The 24,489-nt window shown below is 72.6% G+C and carries 18 protein-coding genes and 1 pseudogene; 11 read left to right on the top strand and 8 right to left on the bottom strand.

All coding sequences use genetic code 11. From position 1 onward, the window contains the following. Positions 1–4: 4 nt before the first annotated feature. The 3 genes from ACN261_RS24465 to ACN261_RS24455 form a co-directional block, all read right to left on the bottom strand. Positions 5–1,534, bottom strand: coding sequence for a pyridoxal phosphate-dependent decarboxylase family protein (locus ACN261_RS24465; RefSeq protein ID WP_421481982.1), 1,530 nt, complete (start codon positions 1,532–1,534; stop codon positions 5–7). A gap of 145 nt (positions 1,535–1,679) precedes the next feature. Next, positions 1,680–2,921: an MFS transporter gene (locus tag ACN261_RS24460; protein ID WP_421481980.1), complete on the bottom strand. Its 1,242-nt coding sequence runs from the start codon at positions 2,919–2,921 to the stop codon at positions 1,680–1,682. Continuing rightward, positions 2,918–3,628: a siderophore-interacting protein gene (locus ACN261_RS24455; RefSeq protein WP_422756465.1), complete on the bottom strand. Its 711-nt coding sequence runs from the start codon at positions 3,626–3,628 to the stop codon at positions 2,918–2,920. The genes ACN261_RS24460 and ACN261_RS24455 overlap by 4 nt, the downstream gene beginning before the upstream one ends. A 106-nt stretch (positions 3,629–3,734) precedes the next feature. Between ACN261_RS24455 and ACN261_RS24450 the strand changes: the two are divergent. Both ACN261_RS24450 and ACN261_RS24445 read left to right on the top strand, forming a co-directional pair. Beyond that, a pseudogene (locus ACN261_RS24450) lies at positions 3,735–5,753 on the top strand (penicillin acylase family protein); the annotation flags it as partial. A 36-nt stretch (positions 5,754–5,789) separates the two neighbouring features. After that, the gene (locus ACN261_RS24445) at positions 5,790–6,350 is read left to right on the top strand and encodes a GNAT family N-acetyltransferase (RefSeq protein WP_421486813.1); all 561 of its coding nucleotides are present in this window, start codon (positions 5,790–5,792) and stop codon (positions 6,348–6,350) included. A 54-nt stretch (positions 6,351–6,404) separates the two neighbouring features. Here the strand turns inward: ACN261_RS24445 and ACN261_RS24440 are convergent, their stop codons facing one another. Further along, positions 6,405–6,995, bottom strand: coding sequence for a hypothetical protein (locus ACN261_RS24440; RefSeq protein ID WP_421481978.1), 591 nt, complete (start codon positions 6,993–6,995; stop codon positions 6,405–6,407). A 223-nt stretch (positions 6,996–7,218) separates the two neighbouring features. Further along, entirely contained in the window at positions 7,219–7,686 is a 468-nt protein-coding gene (locus ACN261_RS24435) for a hypothetical protein (RefSeq protein WP_425852337.1), read from the bottom strand. A 116-nt stretch (positions 7,687–7,802) separates the two neighbouring features. Between ACN261_RS24435 and ACN261_RS24430 the strand changes: the two genes are divergently transcribed. Then, positions 7,803–8,030: a hypothetical protein gene (locus ACN261_RS24430; protein WP_204924296.1), complete on the top strand. Its 228-nt coding sequence runs from the start codon at positions 7,803–7,805 to the stop codon at positions 8,028–8,030. A 40-nt stretch (positions 8,031–8,070) separates the two neighbouring features. Here ACN261_RS24430 and ACN261_RS24425 read toward each other — a convergent pair whose 3' ends face one another. Further along, positions 8,071–8,568, bottom strand: a complete 498-nt coding sequence (locus tag ACN261_RS24425; protein WP_421481976.1) for a DinB family protein — start codon at positions 8,566–8,568, stop codon at positions 8,071–8,073. Between the two features lie 185 nt (positions 8,569–8,753). Between ACN261_RS24425 and ACN261_RS24420 the strand changes: the two genes are divergently transcribed. Continuing rightward, entirely contained in the window at positions 8,754–9,452 is a 699-nt protein-coding gene (locus ACN261_RS24420) for a GyrI-like domain-containing protein (protein WP_425853646.1), read from the top strand. Here ACN261_RS24420 and ACN261_RS24415 read toward each other — a convergent pair. Continuing rightward, positions 9,437–9,784 (bottom strand): hypothetical protein, encoded by a 348-nt coding sequence (locus ACN261_RS24415; protein WP_425852335.1) that lies wholly within the window; start codon positions 9,782–9,784, stop codon positions 9,437–9,439. The genes ACN261_RS24420 and ACN261_RS24415 overlap by 16 nt on opposite strands. A gap of 370 nt (positions 9,785–10,154) precedes the next feature. On the opposite strand from ACN261_RS24415, the gene ACN261_RS24410 reads away from it, so the two are divergent. The 5 genes from ACN261_RS24410 (at position 10,155) to ACN261_RS24390 (ending at position 17,569) form a co-directional block, all read left to right on the top strand. Further along, positions 10,155–10,622, top strand: a complete 468-nt coding sequence (locus ACN261_RS24410) for a hypothetical protein (RefSeq protein ID WP_421486811.1) — start codon at positions 10,155–10,157, stop codon at positions 10,620–10,622. Next, on the top strand, positions 10,622–12,019 hold the full coding sequence (locus tag ACN261_RS24405) for a hypothetical protein (RefSeq protein WP_425852333.1): 1,398 nt from the start codon (positions 10,622–10,624) through the stop codon (positions 12,017–12,019). The genes ACN261_RS24410 and ACN261_RS24405 overlap by 1 nt, the downstream gene beginning before the upstream one ends. Next, positions 12,016–13,548 carry a VWA domain-containing protein gene (locus ACN261_RS24400; RefSeq protein WP_421481973.1) on the top strand — a complete coding sequence of 511 codons (1,533 nt, stop codon included), beginning with the start codon at positions 12,016–12,018 and terminating at the stop codon, positions 13,546–13,548. The genes ACN261_RS24405 and ACN261_RS24400 overlap by 4 nt, the downstream gene beginning before the upstream one ends. Positions 13,549–13,562: 14 nt before the next feature. Further along, a complete protein-coding gene (locus ACN261_RS24395) occupies positions 13,563–14,675 on the top strand; it encodes an ATP-binding protein (protein WP_421481972.1) in 1,113 nt (370 codons plus the stop codon). A 74-nt stretch (positions 14,676–14,749) separates the two neighbouring features. Further along, positions 14,750–17,569: a DUF5682 family protein gene (locus ACN261_RS24390; protein ID WP_425853645.1), complete on the top strand. Its 2,820-nt coding sequence runs from the start codon at positions 14,750–14,752 to the stop codon at positions 17,567–17,569. A 151-nt stretch (positions 17,570–17,720) separates the two neighbouring features. Here ACN261_RS24390 and ACN261_RS24385 read toward each other — a convergent pair whose 3' ends face one another. Then, positions 17,721–19,358, bottom strand: coding sequence for a hypothetical protein (locus ACN261_RS24385; RefSeq protein WP_421481970.1), 1,638 nt, complete (start codon positions 19,356–19,358; stop codon positions 17,721–17,723). Positions 19,359–19,886: 528 nt separating this feature from the next. Between ACN261_RS24385 and ACN261_RS24380 the strand changes: the two genes are divergently transcribed. Both ACN261_RS24380 and ACN261_RS24375 read left to right on the top strand, forming a co-directional pair. Further along, positions 19,887–21,392, top strand: coding sequence for a phosphoesterase (locus ACN261_RS24380; protein ID WP_425852330.1), 1,506 nt, complete (start codon positions 19,887–19,889; stop codon positions 21,390–21,392). Positions 21,393–21,666: 274 nt separating this feature from the next. Further along, entirely contained in the window at positions 21,667–24,486 is a 2,820-nt protein-coding gene (locus ACN261_RS24375; protein ID WP_425852326.1) for a M14 family zinc carboxypeptidase, read from the top strand. The last annotated feature ends 3 nt before the right edge of the window (positions 24,487–24,489 follow it).

Here is a 24,489-nt window from a genome sequence, read left to right as displayed (position 1 = left end):
GCAGCTAGGCGGTGGCCCGGGTGCGGGCGTACCAGCCGGCGTGTTCGGCGATCAGGTCGCACACGTGGGCGATGTCGTCCAGGGTGGTCTCGGGGTTGAGCAGGGTGAGCTTGAGGTGGTGCGCGCCGTCGACCTTGGTGCCGGCGACCAGCGCCGCGCCGGAGGCGGCCAGCGCCTCCCGGGCGTACAGGTTGGCGTCGTCGACGACGTCCCGGCCGGCACCGGGGGGCAGGTAGCGGAACACCACCGTGCTCAACTGCGAGCGGGTGACCACCTCGAAGCGGGGGTCGTCGGCGAGCAGCCGCCAGGCGGCGGCGGCGAGGTCGACCACCTCGTCGAACAGGCTGCCGATGGCGTCGGGGCCCATGGTGCGCAGGGTGAGCCAGAGCTTGAGGGCGTCGAACCGGCGGGTGGTCTGCAGGCTCTTGTCGACCTGGTTGGGGATCCGCCGCTCGGCCATCCGGGCCGGGTTGAGGTAGTCGGCGTGCCAGGTGGCGTGGCGCAGCACCCGCCGGTCCCGGACGACCAGGGCGCTGGAGCTGACCGGCTGGAAGAACGACTTGTGGTAGTCGACGGTGACCGAGTCGGCCCGTTCGATGCCGGCCAGCAGGTGCCGCCGGGTGGGCGAGACCAGCAGCCCGCAGCCGTACGCGGCGTCGACGTGCAGCCAGACCCCGGCGGCGGTGCAGATCTCGGCGATCCGGTCCAGCGGGTCGATGGTGCCGAAGTCGGTGGTCCCGGCGGTGGCGACCACGGCCAGCACGGTCTGACCGTCGCGACGGCACCGGTCGAGGGTCTCGGCCAGTTCGTCGGTGCGCATCCGCCGGCCGGCGTCGGTGGCGATGGTGAGCACCGCGTCGGCGGCGAGGCCGAGCAGCTTGGCGGCCTTCTGGACGCTGAAGTGTCCGGCGGTGGAGGTGATGATCCGCAGCCGGGACAGCACCTCGGGCCGGCTGGGCCGGTCGGGGCCGCCGCCGACGATCCGGGCGTACGCCTCCTCCCGGGCCAGCAGCAGCGCCTGGAGGTTGGACTGGGTGCCGCCGCTGGTGAAGACGCCGTCGGCGGCCGGACCGAAGCCGATCCGCCCGGCGGTCCAGTCGACCAGGCGACGTTCGATCAGGGTGCCGCCGGCGCTCTGGTCCCAGGTGTCCAGGGAGGAGTTGACCGCGCTGAGCACCGCCTCGCCGACCAGGGCGGGGATGACCACCGGGCAGTTGAGGTGGGCCAGGTAGCGGGGGTGGTGGAAGTAGACGGCGTCGCGCAGGTAGACGTCGTGCAGTTCGTCGAGGGCGGCGGCGGTGTCGCCGAGCGGTCGGTCCAGGTCGATGCCGGCGACCCGGGGGGCCAGCTCGTCGGGGGTGATGCCGGTGCCGGGCCGGTCGACGCCGGCCACCCGGGCCGCGACCCGGTCGATGCCCTCGGTGACGGCCCGACGGTAGTCCTCGACGGTGCCGGCGGTGAACAGGTGGGCGCGGGGCGGGGTGGGACGCGTCCCGGTCACGGGGGCCTCGATTGTGGATCCGGGCAGGCTCATGAGCAGTCCTCGACGGTCGGTGACGGGGGCGCGGGCGGGGGCGGGGGCGGGTCAGGTCGTCCCGGCAACCCAGTTGATCTCGCTGAGTTAGGCTACCCTAACCTAACTACTTGTCAATGCCGACACCCCCGCCCCGCCCACCGGCTCAGCCGACCGGGGCGGGCGCAACCACCGGCTCGGCCGGCCGGATCGCGCCCGGCCGGAACCGACGCTGGTGCCCCAGTCCGACCAGGACGCCGACGGCGACCAGCACCACCGAGGCGAGCGCGACGGCGGGATAGCCGACCCGGTCGGCGGCGGCCAGCCCGACCGAGGCCGCCAGGAACGAACAGATCAGCCCGAACGACGACAGCACGGTGAAGTCGGTCCCCCCGGTGCCCGGCCGCGAGTAGTCCATGTTGACCACGTAGAGCACCACGTTGGCCACCGTGTACGCGGCCATGAAGCAGCACAGCGCGGCCACCGTCGATCCCAGCGGCGCCCGCCCGTTGAGCAACGGCAGCAGCAGCACCGTGGAGACCGCGAGCGCCGCTCCCCCGACGACGAGCAGCCGCGCCCGGCCGAACCGGTCCACCCCGACCCCGGCGAGCAGGCCGGCGACGATCGCCGGTGCGCTGATCACCACACCGGTGACCACGCCGATGCGGGAAAGCGACCAGCCCGCGTCGACCAGCGCCGGGGTGACCAGGGCGTAGGCGGCACCGGCTCCGGTGTAGACCAGCGGCACCACGCCGAAGGTCCACCAGCGGCAACCGGGCTGCCCGAACACCGACAGCAGCGCCCGGTACGCCTGCCCGGCGCCGGCCACCCGGGCGACCCGGTCCGGTTCCCGCAGCCGCCACACCACCACCAGGCCGACGGCGGTCAACGCGGCCAGCAGACCGATCGCCGGCAGCCAGCCGAACCGGTCGTAGACCAGCACGCACGCGCCGCCACCGAGCAGGTTGCCCAGGTAGCTCGCGGCGACCTGGATGCCGTTGCCGGCACCCCGCGTCCCCTCGGACAGCACCCGGACGGCGACCGCGTCGACCGCGATGTCCTGGGTGGCGGAGAGGAAGACGTAGGCGGCGCAGATCGCCACCACCGGGCCGAGCTGCCGGGTCGGGTCGGCGAACGGCAGCAGCGCCAGCAGGCTCAGCACCAGACCCGCCTGCAACGGCAGCAGCCAGGACCGGTAGTGCCCGTGCCGGCGGGAGCCGTACCTGTCGAGCAGCGGGGCCCAGAGGAACTTCAGCGGCCAGACCAGGCCGACGAACTGGAGCAGGGCCAGGGTGTCCAGTGAGGTGCCGCCGTCGCGCAGGATGGCGGTCAGCCCGACGGTGATGAACCCGATGCCGAGATACTGCGTGACGTAGAGCGTGGTGAGCGTGCCGAGGCGTCCGGTCACCGCGCGCTCCAGTAACCCAACGCGGTGAGCTGCTGCTTGCCCAGACCGAGGGTGCGGCGCACGTGCCGGGTGAGCGCGCGGGTGCTGCCCGCCTCGCAGGCCAGCCAGTAGTGGGCGTCCGGCGCGGCCGGCAACTCCGCCCGGACGGTGTCGACGAGCTGCTGCCCGTCCTGCCCGCGCGGCACCCAGGTGACCCGGTGCTGCTCCCCGGCGCGGGGGGTGAGTGCCTGCTCCCCGGGGTGGGCGTACTCCAACCAGACCGTGGCGGGGATGTCGGCGGCGGCGTCGAGCAGGCTGTTCACCGCCGGCAGCGAGGCGGCGTCACCGACCAGGTAGAGGTGGGCGGGGACCGGGTCGGGCAGGGCGAAGGCGCTGCCCTGCAGGGTGGCCACGATGGTGTCACCGACCTGCGCGCCGGCCGCCCAGCGGGCCGCGCAGCCGTCGTGCAGGGCGAACTCCAGGCTGAACCGGCCGGTCGCCGGGTCCGGGTCGACCAGGGTGTACGCCCGCTGGTGCGGGCGGCCCGCGTCGTCGAACCAGAGCCGGATCCACATGGTGGGGTGCACCTTGGCCGCCGCCAGCAGGCCGCCGTCGTCCATCAGCAGACGCCGGTAGTGGTCGCCGACCGGCTCGGTGCCGCGCACGGTCAGCCGGAAGTCCCGACCGCCCATGGCCTTGAGCACCAGGGCCTCCCAGTTCCGTTTCACACGCCCTCCAGGTAAGGTCCGCCTAAGTTAGGCGAGGGTAACTTACCTGGGGAGTCCTGTGGAGAGTGGGACCGGCACGCAACCGGGCGGTCGTCCGGCCACCGGCGTGCACCGCGATCGGTGGGGCGTACCGCACCTGTGGGCCGACACCGTCGACGAGCTGGCCCGATGGCAGGGCCGGGTGGCCGCCACCGACCGGGCCTGGCAGCTCGAGGTCGAACGGTGGCGGGCCGAGGGCCGGCTCGCCGCTCACGTCGGGCCGACCGAACGCGACTGGGACCGGTTCGCCCGGCGCTCCCGCCTCGACGACACCGCCCGGCGCTGCTTCGAACGGCTCACCCCGGCCACCCGGCGCTGGGTCACCGCGTACGCCGACGGGGTCAACGACGCGTTGCCGGCCGGCGCGGCGGCGGCCCCGGAGTTCGCCGCCACCGGCAGCACGCCCGGCCGGTGGCGACCCTGGACGCCGCTGGGCGTGTTCCTGGTCCAGCACATCCTGTTCGGCACCTTCCCGCAGAAGCTGTGGCACGCCCACGTCGCCGCCACCCTCGGCCCGGACGCGACCGAGCTGTTCGCCGTCGAGGGACCCGGCGGCTCCGGCAGCAACGCCTGGGCGCTGCCCGCCGACCCGCTGACCGGACGCGGGCCGGTCATCGCCGGTGACCCGCACCGGCTGCTCGAACTGCCCGGCATCTACCAGCAGATCCGGCTCGCCTGCCCCGAGTTCGACGTGGTCGGGCTGGCCTTCCCCGGCGTGCCGGGGCTGCCGCACTTCGGTCACGCCGGTGACGTCGCCTGGGCGGTCACCAATGCGATGGCCGACTACCAGGACCTCTACCGCGAACAGCTGCGCCGCGACGGCGACCGGGTGCTGGTCCGCGACGCCGACGGCTGGGTGCCGGCCCACCGGCACGTCGAACGGATCGAGGTCCGCGGCGGCGCGACCGAGACCGTCGAGGTGATCGAGACCCCGCGCGGGCCGGTGATCGACCACGACCGGCACACCGGCGAGGCACTCAGCCTGCGCACCCCGACCCGGGTCACCGGGAACCTCGGCTTCGAGGCGCTGCTGCCGCTGCTACGGGCCCGCACCGCCGACGACGTCGCCGACGCGCTGCGTGGCTGGGTCGAACCGGTCAACAGCGTGCTCGTCGCCGACCGGCACGGCACGGTACTCCAACTCGTCGCCGGCCTGGTGCCGCAGCGCGACGACAGGTGCCGGCGCGAACCGGTGCCCGGCTGGGAGCCCCGCTACCGGTGGTACGGCGACTATGCCACGACCAAGCCCGTCGAGGTCGGCGGGCCGGCGGTCTGCGCCAACGACCGCCGCGACGACACCGCCGCCCTCGGCGTCGACTTCGCCCCGCCGCACCGGGCCCGCCGCATCCGTGACCTGCTCGCCGACGGCGTCGCCGCCCCCGACGTCCACATGGACACCCGACGCGGGTCGGCGGTCCTGCGGGACCTGCTCGCCCGGCTCGACCCGACACCGCTGAGCGCGCCGGCCCGACGGCTGCGGGACCGGCTGACCGGATGGGACGGTCGGATGGCCGCCGAGAGCGTCGACGCCGGGGCGTTCGCCGCCTGGCGGGCCGCGCTGGTCCACCGGCTGGCCGCGCACCCCGCGCTGGGGCCGTTGCACTCCCCCGGCGGCTACGACCCCCTCTTCGCGCCGTGGACCGACCCGCTGGCCCGCATCGGGCACGCCGTGGAGGGGGTGGTCGCCGGGCTGCCCCGCCTCGGCGGTGCGGTCGAACCGCTCGCCGTCGCCGCCCTGGAGGACGTCGCCGCCGGCGACCCACCCGGCCCCTGGGGGCGGCGACACCTGCTGCACCCGCTGCACCTCGGGGTGTCCGACGCGGTCACCGCACGGGTCGCCGCGATGCGGGCGGGCACCGCGCTCGGCGGTGACACCGACTGCGTACTGGCCACCTCCAGTGTTCCCGGGGTCTCCGACGCGTGCTGGCGCGGGCCGGTCGCCCGGTACGTGTGGGACCTCACCGACCGGGCGGCGAGCCGCTGGATCGTCCCCTTCGGCGTCTCCGGCCGCCCCGACGACCCGCACTTCGCCGACCAGTTGCCGCTGTGGGCCACCGGTGGGCTGATCCCCGTCGGCACCGACTGGCACACCCTGACCCCCGCACCCCGAGACGAGGACCCCGTGACCTACCAGGAGCAGATCCCCGGCTTCGGTGAGCTGACCCTCACCGTGGTCGACCCGGACGCCCACGCCACGCTGCTGCACGGCTGGGTGACCGAGCCCCACGCGACGTTCTGGGGCATGGGGTCGTACACCGTCGAGGAGGTACGCGAGGTCTACACGTTCGTCGACGGCCTGAGCACCCACCACGCGTACCTGATCGGGTTGGACGGCACCCCGGTCGGCCTGTTCCAGACCTACCAGCCGGAGGCCGACCCGGTCGGGGAACGCTACCGGGTACGCCCCGGCGACATCGGCATGCACCTGCTGCTCGCCCCGGGCCGCCGACCGCCGCGCGGGCTCACCGACGCGGTCGGCCCGGCGCTGGCCCGATTCCTGTTCCGCGACCCCACCCGGCTGCGGATCGTGGTCGAGCCCGACGTGCGCAACCGGTTCGCGCTGCGCCGGCTGGAACGCGAGGGGTTCACCTTCGCCGACGAGATCGACATGCCCGACAAGCGCGCGCAGTTGGCGTTCCTCACCCGCGAGCGGTTCGAGGCGGACCACCCCGTCCCGGCGTGAGCCGTCCGGCCCACCGCCCGTCGAGCGGGTGTGCCGGACGGGCAGGCGGGCCGGTCAACACGTACGGATCCGGCCGTTGTGGCCGGCCGGCACCAGTCGTCCCGCGTACGCCCAGCCCTGCAACGGGTCGGACGACTGGGACGAGCGCATGTCGTCCCCGGGATCGAGTCGTGGCCAACGGATCTTGATCCAGACGCCCGCGACCTCGTCGTCCAGGACCGGATCGAAGCTCGTGGTGGTCGAACAGCCGGCGTAGACCAGGGTCTTGTCCCATGCCGCACCGGCCCGCCTGCCCTCCGGCCCCGGCGACGTACGGACGAACAGGTGGCCGGGAGCGACGACGAGGTACGGTGCCAGATCACCTGCCGGGGGCGCAACGTCCGCGTAGCTCTCGGCCCGCTCCAGTGCCTCTTCGCGGGTGAGTTCCCTGGCGCCGTTCTGGAAGATGTTGGCATTGTTGATGACGTCGGCGGCCTGGCCACCGTTCTGCGCCTGCTTGTTGCCGGTGCCACCGGTCTGGGACTGACTGTCGCCGTGCCCTTCGCCCTGCTCGGACTGCAGGCACGCCACCACACCGAAGAGGACGGTCGCCAGCACCCCGCAGATCGCGACCGCCAGGTTCTTCCTGTTCCAACTCCACGCCATGGCACTCACTCCGCAACTCGGCGTACGACCTCGGAGGTGCGGGACAGCGGACGATCGCTGGGCGATTCGCCCGGAATCTCGACCTGCGGTCAATACAAGCACCGGTTTCGATGTCCACCAAGGCCACGAACTGTCCCGAAGGCGACAAAAGTTCACCGGAACCCCGGGCAGAGCCGTTCGCCCCGACGGCGGGCCAACTTCCACCTTCGGCCACCATCGGTGCTCAGTGCGACGGCGTGTCGGCCCGGGTGCGGACGACCTGTGACCATGCGGGCACCGGCAGGCGGGCGGTGGAATTGATGACGAGTCGGTGCCGGTCGCCGAGCTGGTCGTCGGCCTGGATCCTGATCTCGAACGGATCGCACTGCACGAGCCCGTCGACGGTGAACGAGCCGAGCCGGTATCCCTCCGTGAGCTTGGGCTGCGGCGGTAGGGGCGCCCGACCCAACCAGAAGAACTCCGCGTCGACCGGCCGCACGCCCCGCGCGGCCAACTCCTCCTGGAAGGTCTGGTACGGCAGCCAGGGTCCCGCGACATCGACGTTACGACGGACGGCTTCCCAGACGAAGTTCACACCCAGCAGCCCGAGTACGACCCCAGGAAGCACGGTGAACAGGCGTGATCGCCGCACCGTGTGCCAGTGCGGCACCCCACCCGGCGCGCGGGTAACCGTGAAGTCACCGGTAGTCACCGTTCGACCGTAGTCGAGGGCGGCAACGCGGCTCACGTACGCCCGGCGCCGACGGACGGCGAGCGGCGCGGCGTAATCGGGTCGCGGCCCGGCCCGCCGGCCGGGACGATGTGGCGATGTCCGGCACACCCGAGGGATTCACCTACCGCCTACGCAAGAACGGCGACGTGGAACTGCTGCACCACGGCCGTCTCGCCACCGTGCTGCGGGGCGTCGCCGCGGCCCGGTTCCTGACCGACGTGGACAGCGACGACCCGCAGGAGTTGATGGCCCGCCTCACCGGCAACTACCGGCACGGCAACGAACGGACCGCCAAACGGCACCCCCGCAACCGGGGCCGCTGACCCTCCGCACGCACCCGTCCCGGACCGGGGCCGTGGACCGTCAACCGTCGACGATCTGCTCGCGGAGGATGTCGGCGTGCCCGCAGTGCTGGGCGAGTTCGCGGAGCACGTGCAGATACACCCACCGCAGCGGGACCGGTCCCCTCCGGTGCCCGGACAGGACGTCGTCCAGGCCCAGCGTCGCGGTCGCCCGGCGGGACGCCGCGCAAGCCTCCCGGTGGGCCTGGCGCACGGTGGCGACCGTGTCGCTGTCGTCGAGCACGAACGACTCCTCCGACGCCGCGGGGATGCCCAGTTCGGCGCGCGACCGGCCGGTGACGGCCTCGTCGAACCAGACCCGCTCCACGAAGGTCGCGTGTTTCACCAGGCCCAGCAGCGTGGTCCGGGAGGCCACCAGCGACCGGCGGGCCTGTTCCTCGGTCAGCCCCTCCAGGCAGCCGTCGAGCGCGGCGCGATGCTCGTCGAGGAACGCCTCGAACTGCGCAGCGAGCGGCTGGGCGACGACGGCTTCGGCGAAGGTCGGCGGAAAGGCGGGCATGCAGGACAGCATCCCAGACCCGCCGGTCGTCGACTGCCCGGGAGTCCTCCTGACATAGTGTCGGTCGCACCCGCACGGGCACGTGGTGCCCGACGGACCGCCGGAAGGAGGGTCGGGAGCATGACGAGGTGTCCGGTCCGCTCCGGCGACGGGTCGACGGGCCACGTCCCGGGCGGCGTCGACCGATGCCGGTGACGGGCCCCGCCGACGGGAAGGTCGACTTCCGCCGGACCCTGGACGCCTACCGGGCGCAGAAGGGCCGGTTCCGGCTGGTCGACGTGCCCGACATGCAGTACCTGATGATCGACGGCCGGGGCGACCCCAACACCGCGCCGGCCTTCACCGCAGCGGTCGAGGCGCTCTATCCCGTGGCGTACCGGGTGAAGTTCGCCAGCAGGCGGGAACTCGGGCGGGACTACGTGGTCCCGCCGTTGGAGGGCCTGTGGTGGGCCGAGGACATGGCGTCCTTCACCACCGTGCGGGACAAGTCGCGGTGGCGCTGGACGCTGATGCTCATGGTCCCCGACTGGATCGGGCCGGGCATGGTCGCCGCCGCCGCCGCGCAGGCCGGGGCGAAGCGGCCACCCGGACGGCTGGACGACGTCCGCCTGGAGCGGCTGGCCGAGGGGCGGTGCGTGCAGACCCTGCACGTCGGCTCCTTCGACGACGAGGCCGCCGTGCTCGCCCGTCTGCACCACGAGTTCGTCCCCGCCCACCGGCTCCGCCTGACCGGCACCCACCACGAGATCTACCTGAGCGACTTCCGCCGGGTCGCCCCCGACCGGAGGCGCACCATCCTGCGCCAGCCGGTCGTCGCCGACACCCGGCCCGTCGGGGATCGTCGCGGGGCTGCCGCCGACGGCGGCGGTCAGCCGGCGCGGTAGCTCAGGTGGTAGCCCGTCGGCCAGCTGTGCAGGTTGTTGAGTTCGGCGGCCGGGCCGGTGCAGTCGGTCGTCCGGTAGCCGGACACGGAGTGGAAGCCCCCGCTCCAGGCGAGCAGCCAGGTCGCCGCGGCCGGGACGGGCCGGCAGACGCCGTCGGGCGTGGCCTGCCGACCGACGACCTCGGTCGGGTAGCTGGAGTAGAACACCAGCCCCGTGTCCGGGCTCTGGACGGGCTCGCCGGCGGTCGCGGACGACGTCGGCAGGATCGCGGTGAGCACGACGCCCAGGGCGGCGGCGAGACCCGCGGCTGATCGGTGAACGGCGGCGCGCATGGCGGTCTCCTTCGGCACGGCTGCGGTCCGTAATCCGGCGCGAGCCATAGAAAGTGACATGTCTCGATATAACAATCCGTCGGGATGCGGGCGGTGTCAAGGAGCCGGGGCGGGGCAGCGGCCTGCCGAGGGTGGCATCGGAACCCCGCAGAGTGACGGAACGGCCGGCCGGTGCGACCGCTCGGACCGGACCGCGGGACGGGGCGACGGGAGGCCGTGGAAGTGTCGTACCCGTGGGCCATGATCTTGTGGTCACGGCGACGCCGGCCCGGCCGGCGCACGCCATCAACCATGGTCGACGCCGGTGTACCGGCGGGTGGGAGGACATGCGGTGACGGACGCCGACGAGGCCGCGTGGCGGCGGCGGAGCGTGGTGGCGGTGGTGCCGCCGGCCCGGCCCCGCAAACTGGCCAAGGTGCCCTTCGTCGAGCTGGCCGACGGGCGGTTACAGGGTGTGGTGTCCAGCGGTTCCGACATCGAGCGGGTGTACGTCTCGTCGGTGACCGCCGGTAACCACGCCTACCACTGCAGCACCAACAACAACCGGCCCTGCGGCGGGCTGCGCGGCGCGCCCTGCAAGCACCTGGAGGCCCTGGCCGACGAGGCCGTCCTCCAGTACGGCGTCGACCGGGTCGCCCGCTACCTGCGGGTCGACGCCGGTGACGGCACGCAGACCGGGGTCGAGCTGCTGTCCCGGCTGGACGCCCGGCACGAGCCGACCTCCGCCGCCGTGGTGTTCAGCCGGTTCCTGCGTCACCTGGCCTACCTGGAGCTGCCGACCAGCACCACGGCGCTGCCCGAGCTGCACTGGTTCCCGTCGACCGCGGCAGGCCGCTGATGCTCGGCACACAGCTGGCACAGCTGCACGGCGACGCCCCCACCGGGCTGGCCGACGCCGACGACGTGGTCGCCGGACTCGACGAGGCCCTGCTGCGGGGCTTCGCCCGGGTCGGCGAGGCGGACGCCGCCGCGCTGACCGCACTGGCCGCCGCGGTCGCGGGCACGCCGCCGGGTGAGCGGGTGGCCGAGGCGGTCGGCAAGGTGACCGCCGGCTCCGTCGGGCAGGAACACCTGGCCGCCCTGGCCGGAGCCCGCACGGCGCTGCTGGGCGCGACCCACGACGCCCTGCTCGACCGGCTCGACACCGCCCTCGGGCGGGAACGCACGGCGTGGACGGCACCCGCCGGTGAGCCCGCCGACGGCTCCCCCGCCCGCGCCGCCGCCCGGTCCTGGCTGCACGAGACGGCCCTCGCCGGCTGGCGGGGCATCGACCACGAGCTGCTCTCCGCCGTCGGCACGCCGGTCGAGGCGGCACTGGCCGAGCCGGGGGCGCGCCGGCTGGCGGTGCTGCTCGACGGGCTCGCCGCCGAGCTGCGGGCCGGGTTGCCGGTGGCCACCATGGCGCAGCCGCCGGTACGCCGCTGGGCGGACCTGTGGGCCCGGGGCGTGCTGCTGGCCCAGGACGGGCCGGCCACCGACCCGACGGCCGGCACCACCACGGTGAGCGGTCGCCTGCTGCCGCTCGGGGTCGACGTCCACGAGCACGAGACCGCCGTCCAGGTGCAGCTGCACGCGATCTTCGAACCGGCCGACGCCGGCACGCCCCGGCTGGTCCGGGTGACGGTGGGCGCGGCCAAGGTCGCCACGATCGGCGGCCCGGCGGTGTGGCGGCTACTGTCGGCGTACCCGGTGCTGCTCACCGCGATCGCGCAGCGGCGGGCGCTGACCGTGACCGACCTGCCGGCGTACGGCGGCGACCTGCACTGGGTCGACGAACGGGCGCGGGCCGGCGAGCCCGCCGATCCGTTCGCCACCGCCCGGGTGCTGCTGGGCACGGCGACGTCGGCGGCCACCGCGCCGCTGGACCGGCACCCGGCGGCGATCGCCGAGCCGGTGCTGCTGGAGGGTTACACCGTGCACGACGGCGGGTCGACCGTCGACCTCGGCGGGCAGCGCCTCGCGGTCGCCCTGGACCGGCTGCCGGCCGCCGGGCCGCTCACCCCGGCGCTGGTCGCCGCCTCGTCGTCCTGCCTGGGCCTGGCCCGCTTCGACGGCGGCCGGTGGCTGGTGCAGCCGCTGGCGGTGCAGGCCACCGTCAAGCGCCGGCCGGTGGAGGCGCACAACGGCGACTGGGCCGACGGGGTGACCGACCCGAAGGTGGCGAAGGCCGAGGCCAGGGCGGGCGACGCCGTGGCCGTGCTGCGCGAACGCGCGGGACGGTTGCTGCGCCGATGAGCGACCCGACCCCCACGACCGGTGCCGTGCTCCCGGGTGACGCGCCGACCCCGGGCGATGTGGTGACCCCGGCCGACCTCGCTGCCGCCAACCGCCGGCAGGTGCTCTACTGGCGGCTGCTGGGGCGGCTCTTCGACCCCGACGAGCAGCCCACGCTGGAGGCGGCGAGCGTGGCCGTGGTCGACGACCTCGGCCTGCCCGCCGCCCTGCTGGACCCGACCGTGTCGGTGGACACCGTGGTGCAGCGTTTCCCCGCGCTCGCCGACGAACTCCGGGGCCTGCTCGCCCCCGCCCCGGCCGGCCCGACCGACGACCGGCCCGTCGCCGCCTCCCCCGACGCCGGGGCCCCGTCGGCCACGACGCCGGAGGCGACCACCGACGGCACGGAGGCGACGGAAGCGAGCATCGACGGCACGGGCGCGCCGGGCGGGGGTGACCCCGCCGACGGCGGGGTCCACCGGCCCGGCGAGGCCGAGGTGCGCCGGGCGGCGCTGGTGTCGAAGCTGCTGCTCAACGTCTTCGGCACCGGGTCCGGGCCGGTCAGCGCCGGCCAGTTGGCCCGGTGGCAGGCCGACGCCGGCTGGTTCGAGCAGGCGCTCGGCTGTCCTCCGGGGGAACTGCGTCGGCAGGGCGGCACCGGACTGGGAGCGACGCTCGCCGGGCTGGAGGGTGACCTGGTCCGCCGGATGCACCTGCGGGAGGTGCTGGCCGACCCGAAGCTGGCCGCCCAGCTCACCCCCAGCATGTCGCTGATCGAGCAGCTGCTGCGGGACAAGTCCAACCTGTCCGGGGTGGCGCTGGCCAACGCGAAGTCGCTGATCCGGCGGTACGTCGACGAGGTCGCCGAGGTGCTGCGGACCCAGGTCGAGCAGACCACCGTCGGCGCGATCGACAGGTCGGTGCCGCCGAAGCGGGTGTTCCGCAACCTCGACCTCGACCGCACCATCTGGCAGAACCTCACCAACTGGAGCCCGGAGGACGAACGCCTCTACGTCGACCGGCTCTACTACCGGCAGACCGCCCGCAAGACCACCCCGTCGCGGCTGATCGTGGTGGTGGACCAGTCCGGGTCGATGGTCGACTCGATGGTGAACTGCACCATCCTGGCCTCGATCTTCGCCGGGCTGCCCAAGGTGGACGTGCACCTGATCGCGTACGACACCCGGGCGTTGGACCTGACCCCGTGGGTGCACGACCCGTTCGAGGTGCTGCTGCGCACCAAGCTCGGTGGCGGCAACGACGGACCGGTGGCGATGGCGATGGCCCGCCCCAAGATCGTCGAACCGCGTAACACCGTCATGGTGTGGATCTCGGACTTCTACGAGTTCGACCGCTCCCAGCCGTTGTTCGACGGCATCGAGGCGGTGCACCGCTCCGGGGTGCGGTTCATCCCGGTCGGCTCGGTCAGCAGCTCCGGCCAGCAGAGCGTCAACCCCTGGTTCCGGCAGCGCCTCAAGGACCTGGGCACCCCGGTGCTCTCCGGTCACATCCGCAAACTCGTCTTCGAGCTCAAGAGCTTCCTCACCTAGGAGAATCACCCCTCATGTCCGAGATGTTGCGTGCCCCCGCCGAGGTCAAGTACGCCGACGAACTCGACTACCTGGAGTCGGTCGACACCGGCCCGAAGCCGTTCTCGTGGCGGTTGAGCCCGCGCATGGTGCGGCTGTTCGTCCTCGGCTCGGAACGGGCCGACGGTCTGGAGCGGGAGATCCCGCAGAAGTGGTTCGGTGACCGCAGTTTCGTCGAACGCAGCATCGTGACCCTGGCGTCGGACCGGGGCCTGCTGCTCATCGGCGACCCCGGCACCGGCAAGAGCTGGCTGGCCGAGCTGCTGTCCGCCGCGATCTGCCGCAACTCGACGCTGGTGGTGCAGGGCACCGCCGGCACCACCGAGGACCACATCAAGTACTCGTGGAACGTCTCGATGGTCATCGCCAAGGGGCAGTCCCGGGAGTCGATGATCCCGTCGCCGATCATGACGGCGATGGAGCAGGGCGTGGTGGGCCGCTTCGAGGAGCTGACCCGCTCCACCAGCGACGTGCAGGACGCGCTGATCTCCATCCTGTCGGAGAAGTACGTCTCCATTCCCGAGCTGAACGACGACAACATCGTCTTCGCCCAGCCCGGTTTCTCGATCATCGCCACCGCGAACAGCCGGGACCGGGGCGTCAACGACCTGTCGTCGGCGTTGAAACGCCGGTTCAACTTCGTCCGCATCCCGGTGGTCACCAACAAGCGCAGCGAGGCGGAGATCGTCCGGTTCCGCACCGAGGAACTGCTGCGCCGGCACCGCATCGAACTGGACGTGCCGCCCACCCTGCTCGACATCCTGCTGCAGAGCTTCGCCGACCTACGGGCCGCCGCCGCGTCGGCGACCAGCGACGACGAGAAGCTGGAGTCGGCGCTGTCCACCGCCGAGCAGATCGGGGTGCTGGAGGACGCCATCCTGCACAGCCAGTTCTTCGGCGACCGGGCCCTGCGGGTGGAGACGCTGGCCTCCTCGCTGGTGGGGTCGCTGGCCCGACGCAGCCCGGAGGACCTGGCGATCCTCAACAAGTACCTGCACGGCGTGGTGGAGCCCCGGGCCAAGAAGGACGGCGAGGGCTGGGCCGGCTTCCTCGACGGCGGTCGCCAGGCGATCGCCTCGCTGTCGTGACCACCGCCGACACCGGCACCCCCGCGCCGCCCGGCGTCGCCCCGACCGCGACCGCCGTCGGCGACGCCGACGGGGTGACCGCCGGGCCGTTCGGGGCGCTGCGCGAGCAGCTCACCGACGCGGCGGCCACGTTCGCCGGTTCCGCCGACGCGCTGGCCGGCATCCTCGCCGGGATCGTCGACGACGTCGACCGGGCGCTGGGCGAGCGGTTGGAGATCTTCCCGGTCTGTCACCACTCGCCGGCCTCGGCGCTGGCGATGGTACGCCGGCTGCGGCACAAGCAGCCCAAGGTGATCTATCTGGAGCTGTGCGAGGATCTCCAGCCGCTCCTGGGCGAGCTGCGCAACTGCCGGCTGCCGGTGGCGGTGCAGGCGTTCGCCTCGGAGCTGGACGGCTTCCCCGCCGAGTGGGGGCCGCTGAGCGTCGTCGCGCCGATCACCGAGGCATCCGCCGAGTACCAGGCGATCGCGTACGCGCTGGAGACACCCGGGGTGGAGCTGGTGCTGGTGGACCGCTCCACCGACCACGTCTTCCAGTGGTCACCGCGCGGCGACGCCCCGGCGGCCACCGACGCGCCGGCCGACACCGCACCGGAGGCGGCGGGTGGCGGGGCCGGCGAGGAGGCGGAACTGCACGGGGACGCGGTCGGCGTGGAGATCGGCGACCTGCGGCCCCGGTTCGCCGAGCTGGAGGCGTACCTGCTGCACCACGGCAAGGTGCGGCACTGGTCGGAGTGGTGGGACCAGTACGTCGAACGGCCTCTCGCCGACGCCGACCACGACACCTACCGGCAGGTGATGGTGCTGATCGGCAGCCTGTTCCGCCGGCTGCGGCCGGCCGGGTCGGACCGTACCGACCGCGACGAGGACCGGGAGCGCTACATGTGGACCCGGATGCGGGAGCACCTCGCCGCGTCCGGGGCCGACCCGGCGGACTGTCTCTACGTGTGCGGTGCGTTCCACGCCGCCAGCCGGGTCGAGCAGTTCGGCCTGGATTCCCCCGCCCCGGACTTCGCGATCACCCCCCGCACCGGCACCCGCTGGCGGTACGGGCTGATCCCGTCGAGCCACTCGGCCATCGAGGCGCAGTTCGGGCTGGCGCCGGGGTCGGTGTCGATCGCCGCCGCCAACTGGACGCGGGCGGTCGGCCGGTCGGGACTGGCCCCGTACCGGCTCGACGGTCAACGGGGCGTCAAGGGCGGGCGGGGCAGGCGGAAGGCCACCCCGCCGGTCGCCCCGTCGGCCGGTCCGGTCGCCGACCGGCTCACCGGCTTCCTCGCCGCGCCCCCGGCGCTCGACGGGCTGGACGAGGCGGAGCTGCGCGGGTGGTGCGTGGACATCGTCCGGTTGGCCCGCCGCAACGGGTACCTGGCCAGCACGGCCGACGCGATCGCGGTGTTCGAGACGTCGATCCTGCTGGCCGGGTTGCGCAACCGGGCCCGGCCCACCCCGTACGATTTCGCCGACGCGGCGGTGACCTGCATCGAGAAGGACGTCGTGCCGGGCCGCCGCGACGTGCGGCGGCTCTGCGAGATCCTGCTCGGCGGGGACCGGATCGGGCAGGTCGGCTACGACGCCCTGCCGCCGCTGGCCCGCGACGTGCTCGACCGGCTGCAACCCCTCGGCCTGGATCTGGAGAAGCGCACCATCCAACGGGCCCTGCTCGACCTGCACGCCACCCCGGCGCTGGCCGGCTGCTCGGATCTGCTGTGGATGCTGCGGCACCTGCTGCCCGCCGACGCGGTCCGCCCGATCATGGGTGAGCGCCGGTTGGGGCACCGGTCGATCCAGGAGAGCTGGGACCTGGCGTTGGGCCGGCACCAGCGGGCGCTGATCGAGCTGGGCTACGAGGGGGTGACCGTCGAGCAGGTGCTGGAGCAGCGGCTGCGGCGGTCGGTCCGGGGCCCCGACGCGACGGCCGCCGGCGCCCTCGCCGCCGTGGAGGACGCCATCCGGTTGCTGGACAGCCCCCGGCTGGTCGACGAGTTGGGCGCGCGGGCCGTGGAACTGCTGTCCACCGAACGCACGGTGGACGACGCCCCGGACGTGCTGCGGCGCATCCGCCGGTTGCTGGCCCACCACCGGGCCACCGCGCCGGCCCTGCCGGCCTGGTGCGAGGCGTTCGTGACGACCGGGTACGCGCACTACTGCACCCTGCTGCCGACCGCGTTCGTCGAGGAGGAGACCGGGGTCCGGCAGGTCGGGGCGATGCTCGGCTTCCTGTTCAGCATGGAGAGCCTGGCGCTGTCGCTGGGCTGCGACAGGTCCCAGCTCGAACTCGCGGTGGCCCAGTCGCATCCGGAGAGCCCGGCGAAGGTCGCCCTGCTCTGGGCGGCCCGGCACCAGCTCGGCCTGCTGCCGCTGGCCGAGCTGCGGCAGCGCTGCGCCGACCTGCTGGGTAACCCGCTGGTGGTGCCGGCGTTCCCGAGGTACCTCTCCGGTTTCGTGCACGCGCTGGAACCGGTGCCGGGGCTCGCGCCGTTCGTGGTGGAGACGATGTCCACCGCGTTCGCCCGGTTGCCCGACCCGGTGCTGCTGCCCTGGCTGCCCACGCTGATCACCACCCTGCGCGAGCACGGCCCGGAGCTGGTGCCGCTGCTGGTGCGGGAGGCGGCACGCACCTTCCCGGGGACGCTGCCCGAGCTGGACGCCTGGGTGCCGCCCTGGTCGGGGCCGTCGGCCGGGCCCGCCCCGGCGGCCCGGCCGGGCGCGCCGGCGGGGCAGGTGCACGGCCTGCTCGCGGCGCATCCGGTGGCGGTGGACGCGGTCGCCGGGCTGCTGGGCTGCGACGGCGGTTGGTCGGAGCCGGTCGACGCCCCGGCGGGGTCGGCGGCGGCGACGCTGCTGCTCGCCCATCCGGACACGGTGGAGGCGGTGTCGGTGCTGCTCGGCTGAGGCCGGCGGTCGTGCCGGGCGGCTGGTGCCCGGCACGACCGCCGGCCGCCGGTGGGGTGCCGCCACCACAGGTGCGGTGGCGGCACCCCACGGCCGGGTCACCGGCTGGGGGTCGTCGCCGGATCGCCGGGGTGGGTGGTCAGGGCCCACGTCACGGGGTGTACGTCACACCCGGGTAGTCGGCCTGGGCCTGGACGAACTGCGCCTGCCAGTCGGCGGGCCAGCCGCCGAATGCGGTGGTGGCCAGCGGCTTGAGGCTCACGCCGGCCGCGCCGCTCCAGAAGTGCACGAACTCCCCCCAGTTGAGGTCCCGGGCGTAGACGCCGTCGAACTGGTGGAAGTGCTGGGACAGCAGCTGGAAGAACTTGTTGAGCACGACCTTGCCGCCGTAGTTCTGGTAGATCGGGTAGAACCAGTCCCGGAACCAGTACGTGTTGGCGACGGGGAAGTTGTCCGAGGTGAGCAGCTTCGCGTTCTTCCAGCGGGTGGCGTCGGTGGTCCGGCCGGTGCCGACGTAGCAGTCGTACTGGAAGATCTCGGCCCACTTGCTGTCGCCCCAGATGCCGTACGCGGGTGAGCCGTTCACGCCGAACGCGGTGAACTCGACGGTGTGGTTCATCTCGTGGGAGATGACGTCCTCGTTGAGGTCGGTGTTTCCCCAGCCGCCGCCGCTCATGTCGTTGACGTCGCGGAATGCCGTGTTGGGGTCGAACTGGCTCAGCGCGAACCCGCCCGATCCCGCGTCGTCGTGCAGCACCTCGTACAGCCGCTGGCCGCTGAGGTTGCCGTAGTTGGCCTGGACGTACTCCCAGATCTGTTTGGCGTAGTCCTTCACCCAGGTCAGGTCGGTCGAGGCCAGTCCCGGATCGCGGTAGATGGCCACGTTGGCGTCGTAGTAGTAGCGGGTGAGCGTCTCGTTGGGGGCGTGCCAGGTCTCGGTCCAGGTGGTGGCCGGGGTGGCACTGAGGGTGGTGGTGTCGGCGGTGGCGTAGCCGGAGTTGCCGGCCACCCCCTCGGCCCGCAGCCGGTAGTAGTAGTGGGTGCCGGCCGGCAGTTTCAGGTTGTGGAACTTCGTGGTGCTGGCCGGCAGCACGTACGCGGTGCTCCAGGTGGTGCCGTTGGTCGAGCGTTCCAGCCGGTAGGCCGTCTCCCAGCGGGTGTTGTCGGTCCAGGTGAGCCGGATCTGGTCGCTGGCCGGGGTGGCGATCAGGCCGGTGGGCGCGGCCGGCGCCGGGGTGGTGGCGGTGGTGGTCCCGTAGATCTGCCATTCGCCGATCTGCATGTTGACCGACCCGTTGGTGGCGGTCACCCGCAGCCGGTAGTACCGGTAGGCGGTGGTGTTGCCGAACGAGTAGGTGTTGCGGTGGAAGCCGGTGATGAACGTCTGGTTGCTCTGGGTGTCCAGCGGCGTCCAGCTGCTGCCGGTGGTGGAGGCCTCGAAGACCCAGTTGCGCGGGTTGCGGTCGGGCCAGTCGTTGGCGGAGGTGACGGCGTAGCTGGTCACCACGGCCGCCGTGGTCGCCTCGAACTGGATCCAGCCGGCCCCGCTGTAGGTGAAGTACTTGCGGTAGGGCGTGTTGTCGATGACCTTCTCGATGCCCTCGTCGCCGGTGGTCGACCACTGGTCGGTGATCGTGCCGGGGGTGTCGGTGATGTCCACCGCGGCGGCGAGGTGGACACCGGCCAGCTGGCTCGGGGTCCCCGCGAGGAGCAGGACGATCGCGGCCACCGCGGCGAGCAGGGGCAGTGCCGTGCCCGGGGGGCGGCGGCGGATCGGGTCAGCGCGCATGGAGTGGGTTCCTCTCGGCGTGGTCGGTCCTGTCCGGTGCATGCCGGGAGTCGATGCCACCTCCCGGTGACCCCCGCGCACGCGACATGACGACCCGCCCGGCGTTTCTCGGGACCGGGTCGTGGAATAGGTGGCGGGGAATGGCTCCGAAATGGATTCGCCAGGAGCTTGACGAACAGGCCGGACGACACCGGAATAGCATTCGATGTGGATGCCGCCGACCACTCCCCGTTGACCTTCTGCGCACCGAATACTAGTTGCGGCATAGCAAGCGGTCAATGAGACCTCTTTCTCACCAATGACCCGGAAATGCAACCGCATAGATATCCCACCCGTGGGAGGCGACCCGGGACGGCAGCCGGGGCCACGACAGGTGATGGCCCGGCCACCGGCCGGGCCGGGCGCGCGGCGGCGCTGGCCGGCCGTCGTTCACCCCCCTCCCGCACGCCGTGCAGCGGCCGTTCACCCTCCTCTCGGAGGCTTCGTCACCGACACGGTCGACATCCGGATCACGTGGAGGGCTCCGCAGTGCAGCACAGGGATTCCGAGGACGCCACAGGCGGTCAACTGTCCCGCCGCCAACTGGTGAAATACGCGGGCGTCGGCGCGACGCTCGCCGCCGCCGGCCCGTTCGTGGGCGTCGAGGCGGCCCACGCCGACCCGGACCGGCAGGACCAGGCGACGGCCGGGGCAGGTCGGGCCGATGACCGGAGCTGGCGGGCCGGCGACCACCACATCCACTCCGAGTACAGCGGGGACTTCGACACCTCGACGAACCCGCCGACGTTCCGCAAGGGCACCGACGCGGTCTACCCGATCGTCACCAACGCGATCATGGCGAAGAACTTCGGGCTGACCTGGGCCATGTGCACCGACCACGGTGGACCGACGCACTCCAAGGTGAACCTGGAGCAGGCGTACCCCGATCTGCTCCGGTCCCGCCGGCTGGTGCCCGAGGTGTTGCAGTTCTGGGGCATGGAGTTCGACGCCCCGGCGATGGACCACCACACCCTGATGATCCCCCGGCACGCCGACGAGGCGAAGCAGCTCTTCGAGCTGGAGAGCCGGTTCGCCAAGCGGGACCCGTTCCCGGCCGACCCGGGCCGCGACACCGAGGCCAAGATGGTGGAGTTCCTCAAAGTCGCGCGGACAATGCCGCACAAGCCGCTGGTGATCGCCCACCACACCTCCCGCTCGGCGACCGGGCTCGGGGTGTACGGGCAGGACCTCCCGCACGAGTTCCGCAACGGCAACGACGCGGCCCCGGACGTGTACGTCGGCTTCGAGGGCGCCCCGGGCCACCAGGCGGGCCCACTCAACGGCAGCGCCCGCGGCGGCTACGGCAACCACCCCACCTACGGCGGCTACGACCAGGCGACCGCCCGGGTCGGCGGGCTGTGGGACGCGCTGCTCGGCGAGGGGCGACGCTGGTGGATCACCGCGACGTCCGACTCACACGTGCACTGGACCCGGGGCGGCACCGACTTCTGGCCGGGTGAATACAGCAAGACCTACGTGCTGGCCCGGCAGGAGTACCACGACATCATGGACGGCCTGCGCCACGGACGGATCTTCGTCACCACCGGTGACCTGATCAGCCGCCTCGACGTCACCGCCAGCAGCCAGGGGCACTCGGCCGGAGCGGGCGAGACCGTCACCGTCAGCCGCCGCGACCGCACCGACGTGGACGTCGTTATCCGGTTCCGGCCGCCGGCCGGGACGAACGGCAACGGGGACCGCCCACAGGTCCGCCGGGTCGACCTGATCGTCGGGCAGGTCACCGGCCCGAGCGTCGACCGGGACGCCGACACCAACCCCACCACCGCCGTGGTGGCCCGGTTCGGTCCGCGCGACTGGCGGCAGCAGGGTGCGCAGTACGTCATCCGGCACACCCTGCGCGACGTCGGGGTCGACAGTTACCTGCGGGTCCGCGGCACCAGCACCGACGAGGCGGAGCCGCTGGCCGACGGGCTGGAGAGCCCGTGGAGCGACCTGTGGTTCTACTCCAACCCGGTGTTCGTCCGGGTGCGCTGACCGCCCGGTCCCGGCCCGCGGGCGGCGGGCCGGGACCACCCCCACCCGGTCGACGACGGTGGATATGATCAGGCGTACGGCGAGGGTCTCCCCCGACGGACGAGGGTCCAGGGTGGACGCCAACTCGCCATCAAACGCCCGTGTTCGAGCGGGTGTGGGGCAATTGGCGAATCGCGTACCGGCCCCCGGTTGTGAATCTTGACCACCCGAAAGCGCAGGTCATACGCTCCGGGCACCCCTGATTCATTTCCCGGGAAGGGAAACGAAACGCCTCATGCGAACGCCGATAATCCGCTCCGCATCGCTTTCCCGCCAGCGGTTGGCCAGCGCCACCGCCATCGTCCTCCTGGCCGGAATCACCCCCCTGGTGGTCGGCCCGTCCGCCTCCGCCGCGCCCCCGACGACCTGTAGCACCGATCCCACCGACCGGTTGGCCTCGGTGCCCAGCCCGGAGAGCTTCCTCGGCTTCCCGCTCGGCACCGGCCAGGAACGGGTGGTCACCAACGAGGAGGTACGGGGCTACCTCGACGCCGTGGACACCGCCTCCAAGCGGGTCGTCACCGGCGTGCTGGGCACCAGCGTGCTCGGCCAGCCGCTGCCGTACGCGATCGTGTCCAACGAGCGCAACGTGCGGCCGGCCGTGCTCAGGGGCATCGCCGAGGACGTCCGCTCGCTGCGCGACCCCCGGACGGTCAACCAGCAGCAGGCCGGCGAGATCGCCGAGGCGGCCCCGGCCATCGTCTGGGTCACCGCCAACGTGCACGGCGGCGAGAAGAGCGGCACCGACGCCGCCCTCAAGACGCTGTACGAGCTGGCCGCCGGCCTGTCCTGCGAGGTCCAGCAGCGCAACGACAACCTGGTCACCATCATCGTGCCGACGCAGAACCCGGACGGCCGCGACGCCAACCGCCGGCAGAACGAGTACGGCTTCGACATGAACCGGGACTGGTTCGCCCGGACCCAGCAGGAGACCGACGGCAAGCTCGAACTGATGCGCAGGTACCCGCCGCAGGTCTTCATCGACGCGCACGAGATGGGCGGCCGGCAGTACTTCTTCCCGCCCAACGCCGACCCGATCCACCACGAGATCTCCGGCGAGGCGGTCGACTGGATCAACCGGATCGGCGAGGCCAACAAGGCCGGCTTCGGCTACAACGGCGCGTGCGGTGGCGCGGTGACCACCGAGTGCTACTTCAACTACTCCACCTACGACCTGTTCTTCATGGGGTACGGCGACACGGTGCCGGCCGCAGGCTTCGGGGCCGCCGGCATGACGTTCGAGAAGGGCAGCTCGTCGGCGGTGGCCGACCGGGTGCAGCAGCAGTTCCACACCCAGTGGTCGACCCTCGGGTGGGCGGCGGCGCACAAGGGTGAGGTGCTGAACGGCTGGTACAAGGTCTGGAAGGACGCCCTCGCCCAGGGCCGGGCCGGCACGTTGGAGCCCAACGAGGTGGTCCAGCCGACCAACACCGTGCAGTTCCCGGTGCCGGCGCAGACCGTCCGGTCGTACTTCCTGCTGCCCGACCGGCAGCTCGCCGACGCCCGCCAGCTCGTCGAGCGGCTACGCCGGATGGACGTCGAGGTCTACCAGGTGAAGAAGGCCGTCAAGCTGCCCACCGCCAAGCTCTTCGGCGGCCGGTCGGCGACCAACCTGACCGTACCGGTCGGGTCGTACTGGATCCCGATGAACCAGCCGCAGAAGCACTGGATCCAGGCGATCATGGGCGAGGACCCGTACACGCCGTTCCCGTACTTCTACGACGTGTCGTCGTGGAGCAACCCGCTGCTGATGGGTGTGAACGCCGTCTACACCGGCGCGGACGTCAAGCCCAACGCGGAGCTGATCGACAAGATCCAGAACACCGGTGGCGGCAAGATCCTGGCCGCGCCGCCGTTGAAGGGCTCCTACACCTACGAGCTGGACTCCGCCGCCGCGGCCGAGTTCACCTTCACCCTGCTGGGTCAGGGCGTGCAGCTGGTGCGGGACCTCGACAACGGGCAGGTGGGGATGCCGGCCGGCGCGTTGACGCCGGAGCTGAACACCACGGCCAAGAAGCTGGGCGTCACGCTCACCCCGTACACCACGGCGGCGGTCGGCACCCCGATCAGCCGGCCGGATGTCGGCCTGTTCCAGGGCACCGGCATCTCCACCACCTCCGGTTCGCACGGCGAGGCCCGGTACGTGCTGGGCAAGCGGTGGGGCCTGGACCTCACCCCGGTCACCACCGCCGACATCAACGACAACACCCCCGCCTTCACCGGTCGCACGGTGCTGCTGGTGCCGGACGGCAGCAACGCGACAGGCGGGTTGACCGCGACCGGGCAGGCCAACCTGCGCGCCTGGATCGCCCAGGGCCACACCTACCTGGGCCTGCGTAACGAGGGCACCCGGATGGCCCGCGCCGCCGGTCTCACCTCGACCACGGAGAAGCCGAAGCCGACCGGCTACACGGTGATCGGTTCGCACCTGCGGGTCGACGTGGACCCGGACAGCCCGGTCGGGCTGGGCCGGCCGGCGGAGGACTTCGAGTTCAACAACAACGACCCGATCCTCACCCCCAGCAGCACCGGCCGCAACGTGCTGCGCTACCCGAGCGGGGACACCTTCTGGGCCAACGGCTACACGGTGCAGGGTGACGCGCTCAAGGGCACGGTCGCGGTGGTGGACGAGCCGACCGGCGCCGGACGGGCGGTGCTGTTCGCGTTCAACCCGCTGTTCCGGGCGTACAACGAGAGTGGCCTGCACCTGGTGGCCAACGCGCTGCTCTACCCGGGCGGCGGCACGGCGGCCCGGACCGCGTCGCCGGTCCCGGTCGACCCGGCCCGCGCCGCCGCGGCGGCCGCCCCGGTCGCCGAGAACCTGGGCGGACAGTGGCGGCCGTTCACCCTCCAGGTGGCCGCCGGTGACCTGGCCCGCACCGAGGCGGTCGTCGACAGGTACACCGACACCGCCCGGGTATCCGTGGCGGACGGCTCGGCGTACCTGGTGATCCCGAACCCAGCGGGTCTCCAGATCGACGAGCACCCGTTCCTGGGTGACCTGGTGCGGACCCTGCGGGCCGAGCAGGTCCCGCTGCGTTCCGTGGTGGGTTAACAC

Origin of the sequence: Micromonospora sp. WMMD723 (assembly GCF_049863385.1) — a bacterium.
GTDB classification, from domain to species: Bacteria; Actinomycetota; Actinomycetes; order Mycobacteriales; family Micromonosporaceae; genus Micromonospora; species Micromonospora wenchangensis.
This window is presented reverse-complemented; position numbering and strand designations above follow the sequence as displayed.

What these genes read in the sequence shown, in the direction of transcription:
- ACN261_RS24465 (WP_421481982.1), bottom strand. Translation starts at nt 1,534, where the DNA reads ATGAGCCTGCCCGGATCCACAATCGAGGCCCCCGTGACCGGGACGCGT.
- ACN261_RS24440 (WP_421481978.1), bottom strand. Translation starts at nt 6,995, where the DNA reads ATGGCGTGGAGTTGGAACAGGAAGAACCTGGCGGTCGCGATCTGCGGG.
- ACN261_RS24430 (WP_204924296.1), top strand. Translation starts at nt 7,803, where the DNA reads ATGTCCGGCACACCCGAGGGATTCACCTACCGCCTACGCAAGAACGGC.
- ACN261_RS24425 (WP_421481976.1), bottom strand. Translation starts at nt 8,568, where the DNA reads ATGCCCGCCTTTCCGCCGACCTTCGCCGAAGCCGTCGTCGCCCAGCCG.
- ACN261_RS24420 (WP_425853646.1), top strand. Translation starts at nt 8,754, where the DNA reads ATGCCGGTGACGGGCCCCGCCGACGGGAAGGTCGACTTCCGCCGGACC.
- ACN261_RS24415 (WP_425852335.1), bottom strand. Translation starts at nt 9,784, where the DNA reads ATGCGCGCCGCCGTTCACCGATCAGCCGCGGGTCTCGCCGCCGCCCTG.
- ACN261_RS24405 (WP_425852333.1), top strand. Translation starts at nt 10,622, where the DNA reads ATGCTCGGCACACAGCTGGCACAGCTGCACGGCGACGCCCCCACCGGG.
- ACN261_RS24400 (WP_421481973.1), top strand. Translation starts at nt 12,016, where the DNA reads ATGAGCGACCCGACCCCCACGACCGGTGCCGTGCTCCCGGGTGACGCG.
- ACN261_RS24395 (WP_421481972.1), top strand. Translation starts at nt 13,563, where the DNA reads ATGTCCGAGATGTTGCGTGCCCCCGCCGAGGTCAAGTACGCCGACGAA.
- ACN261_RS24385 (WP_421481970.1), bottom strand. Translation starts at nt 19,358, where the DNA reads ATGCGCGCTGACCCGATCCGCCGCCGCCCCCCGGGCACGGCACTGCCC.
- ACN261_RS24375 (WP_425852326.1), top strand. Translation starts at nt 21,667, where the DNA reads ATGCGAACGCCGATAATCCGCTCCGCATCGCTTTCCCGCCAGCGGTTG.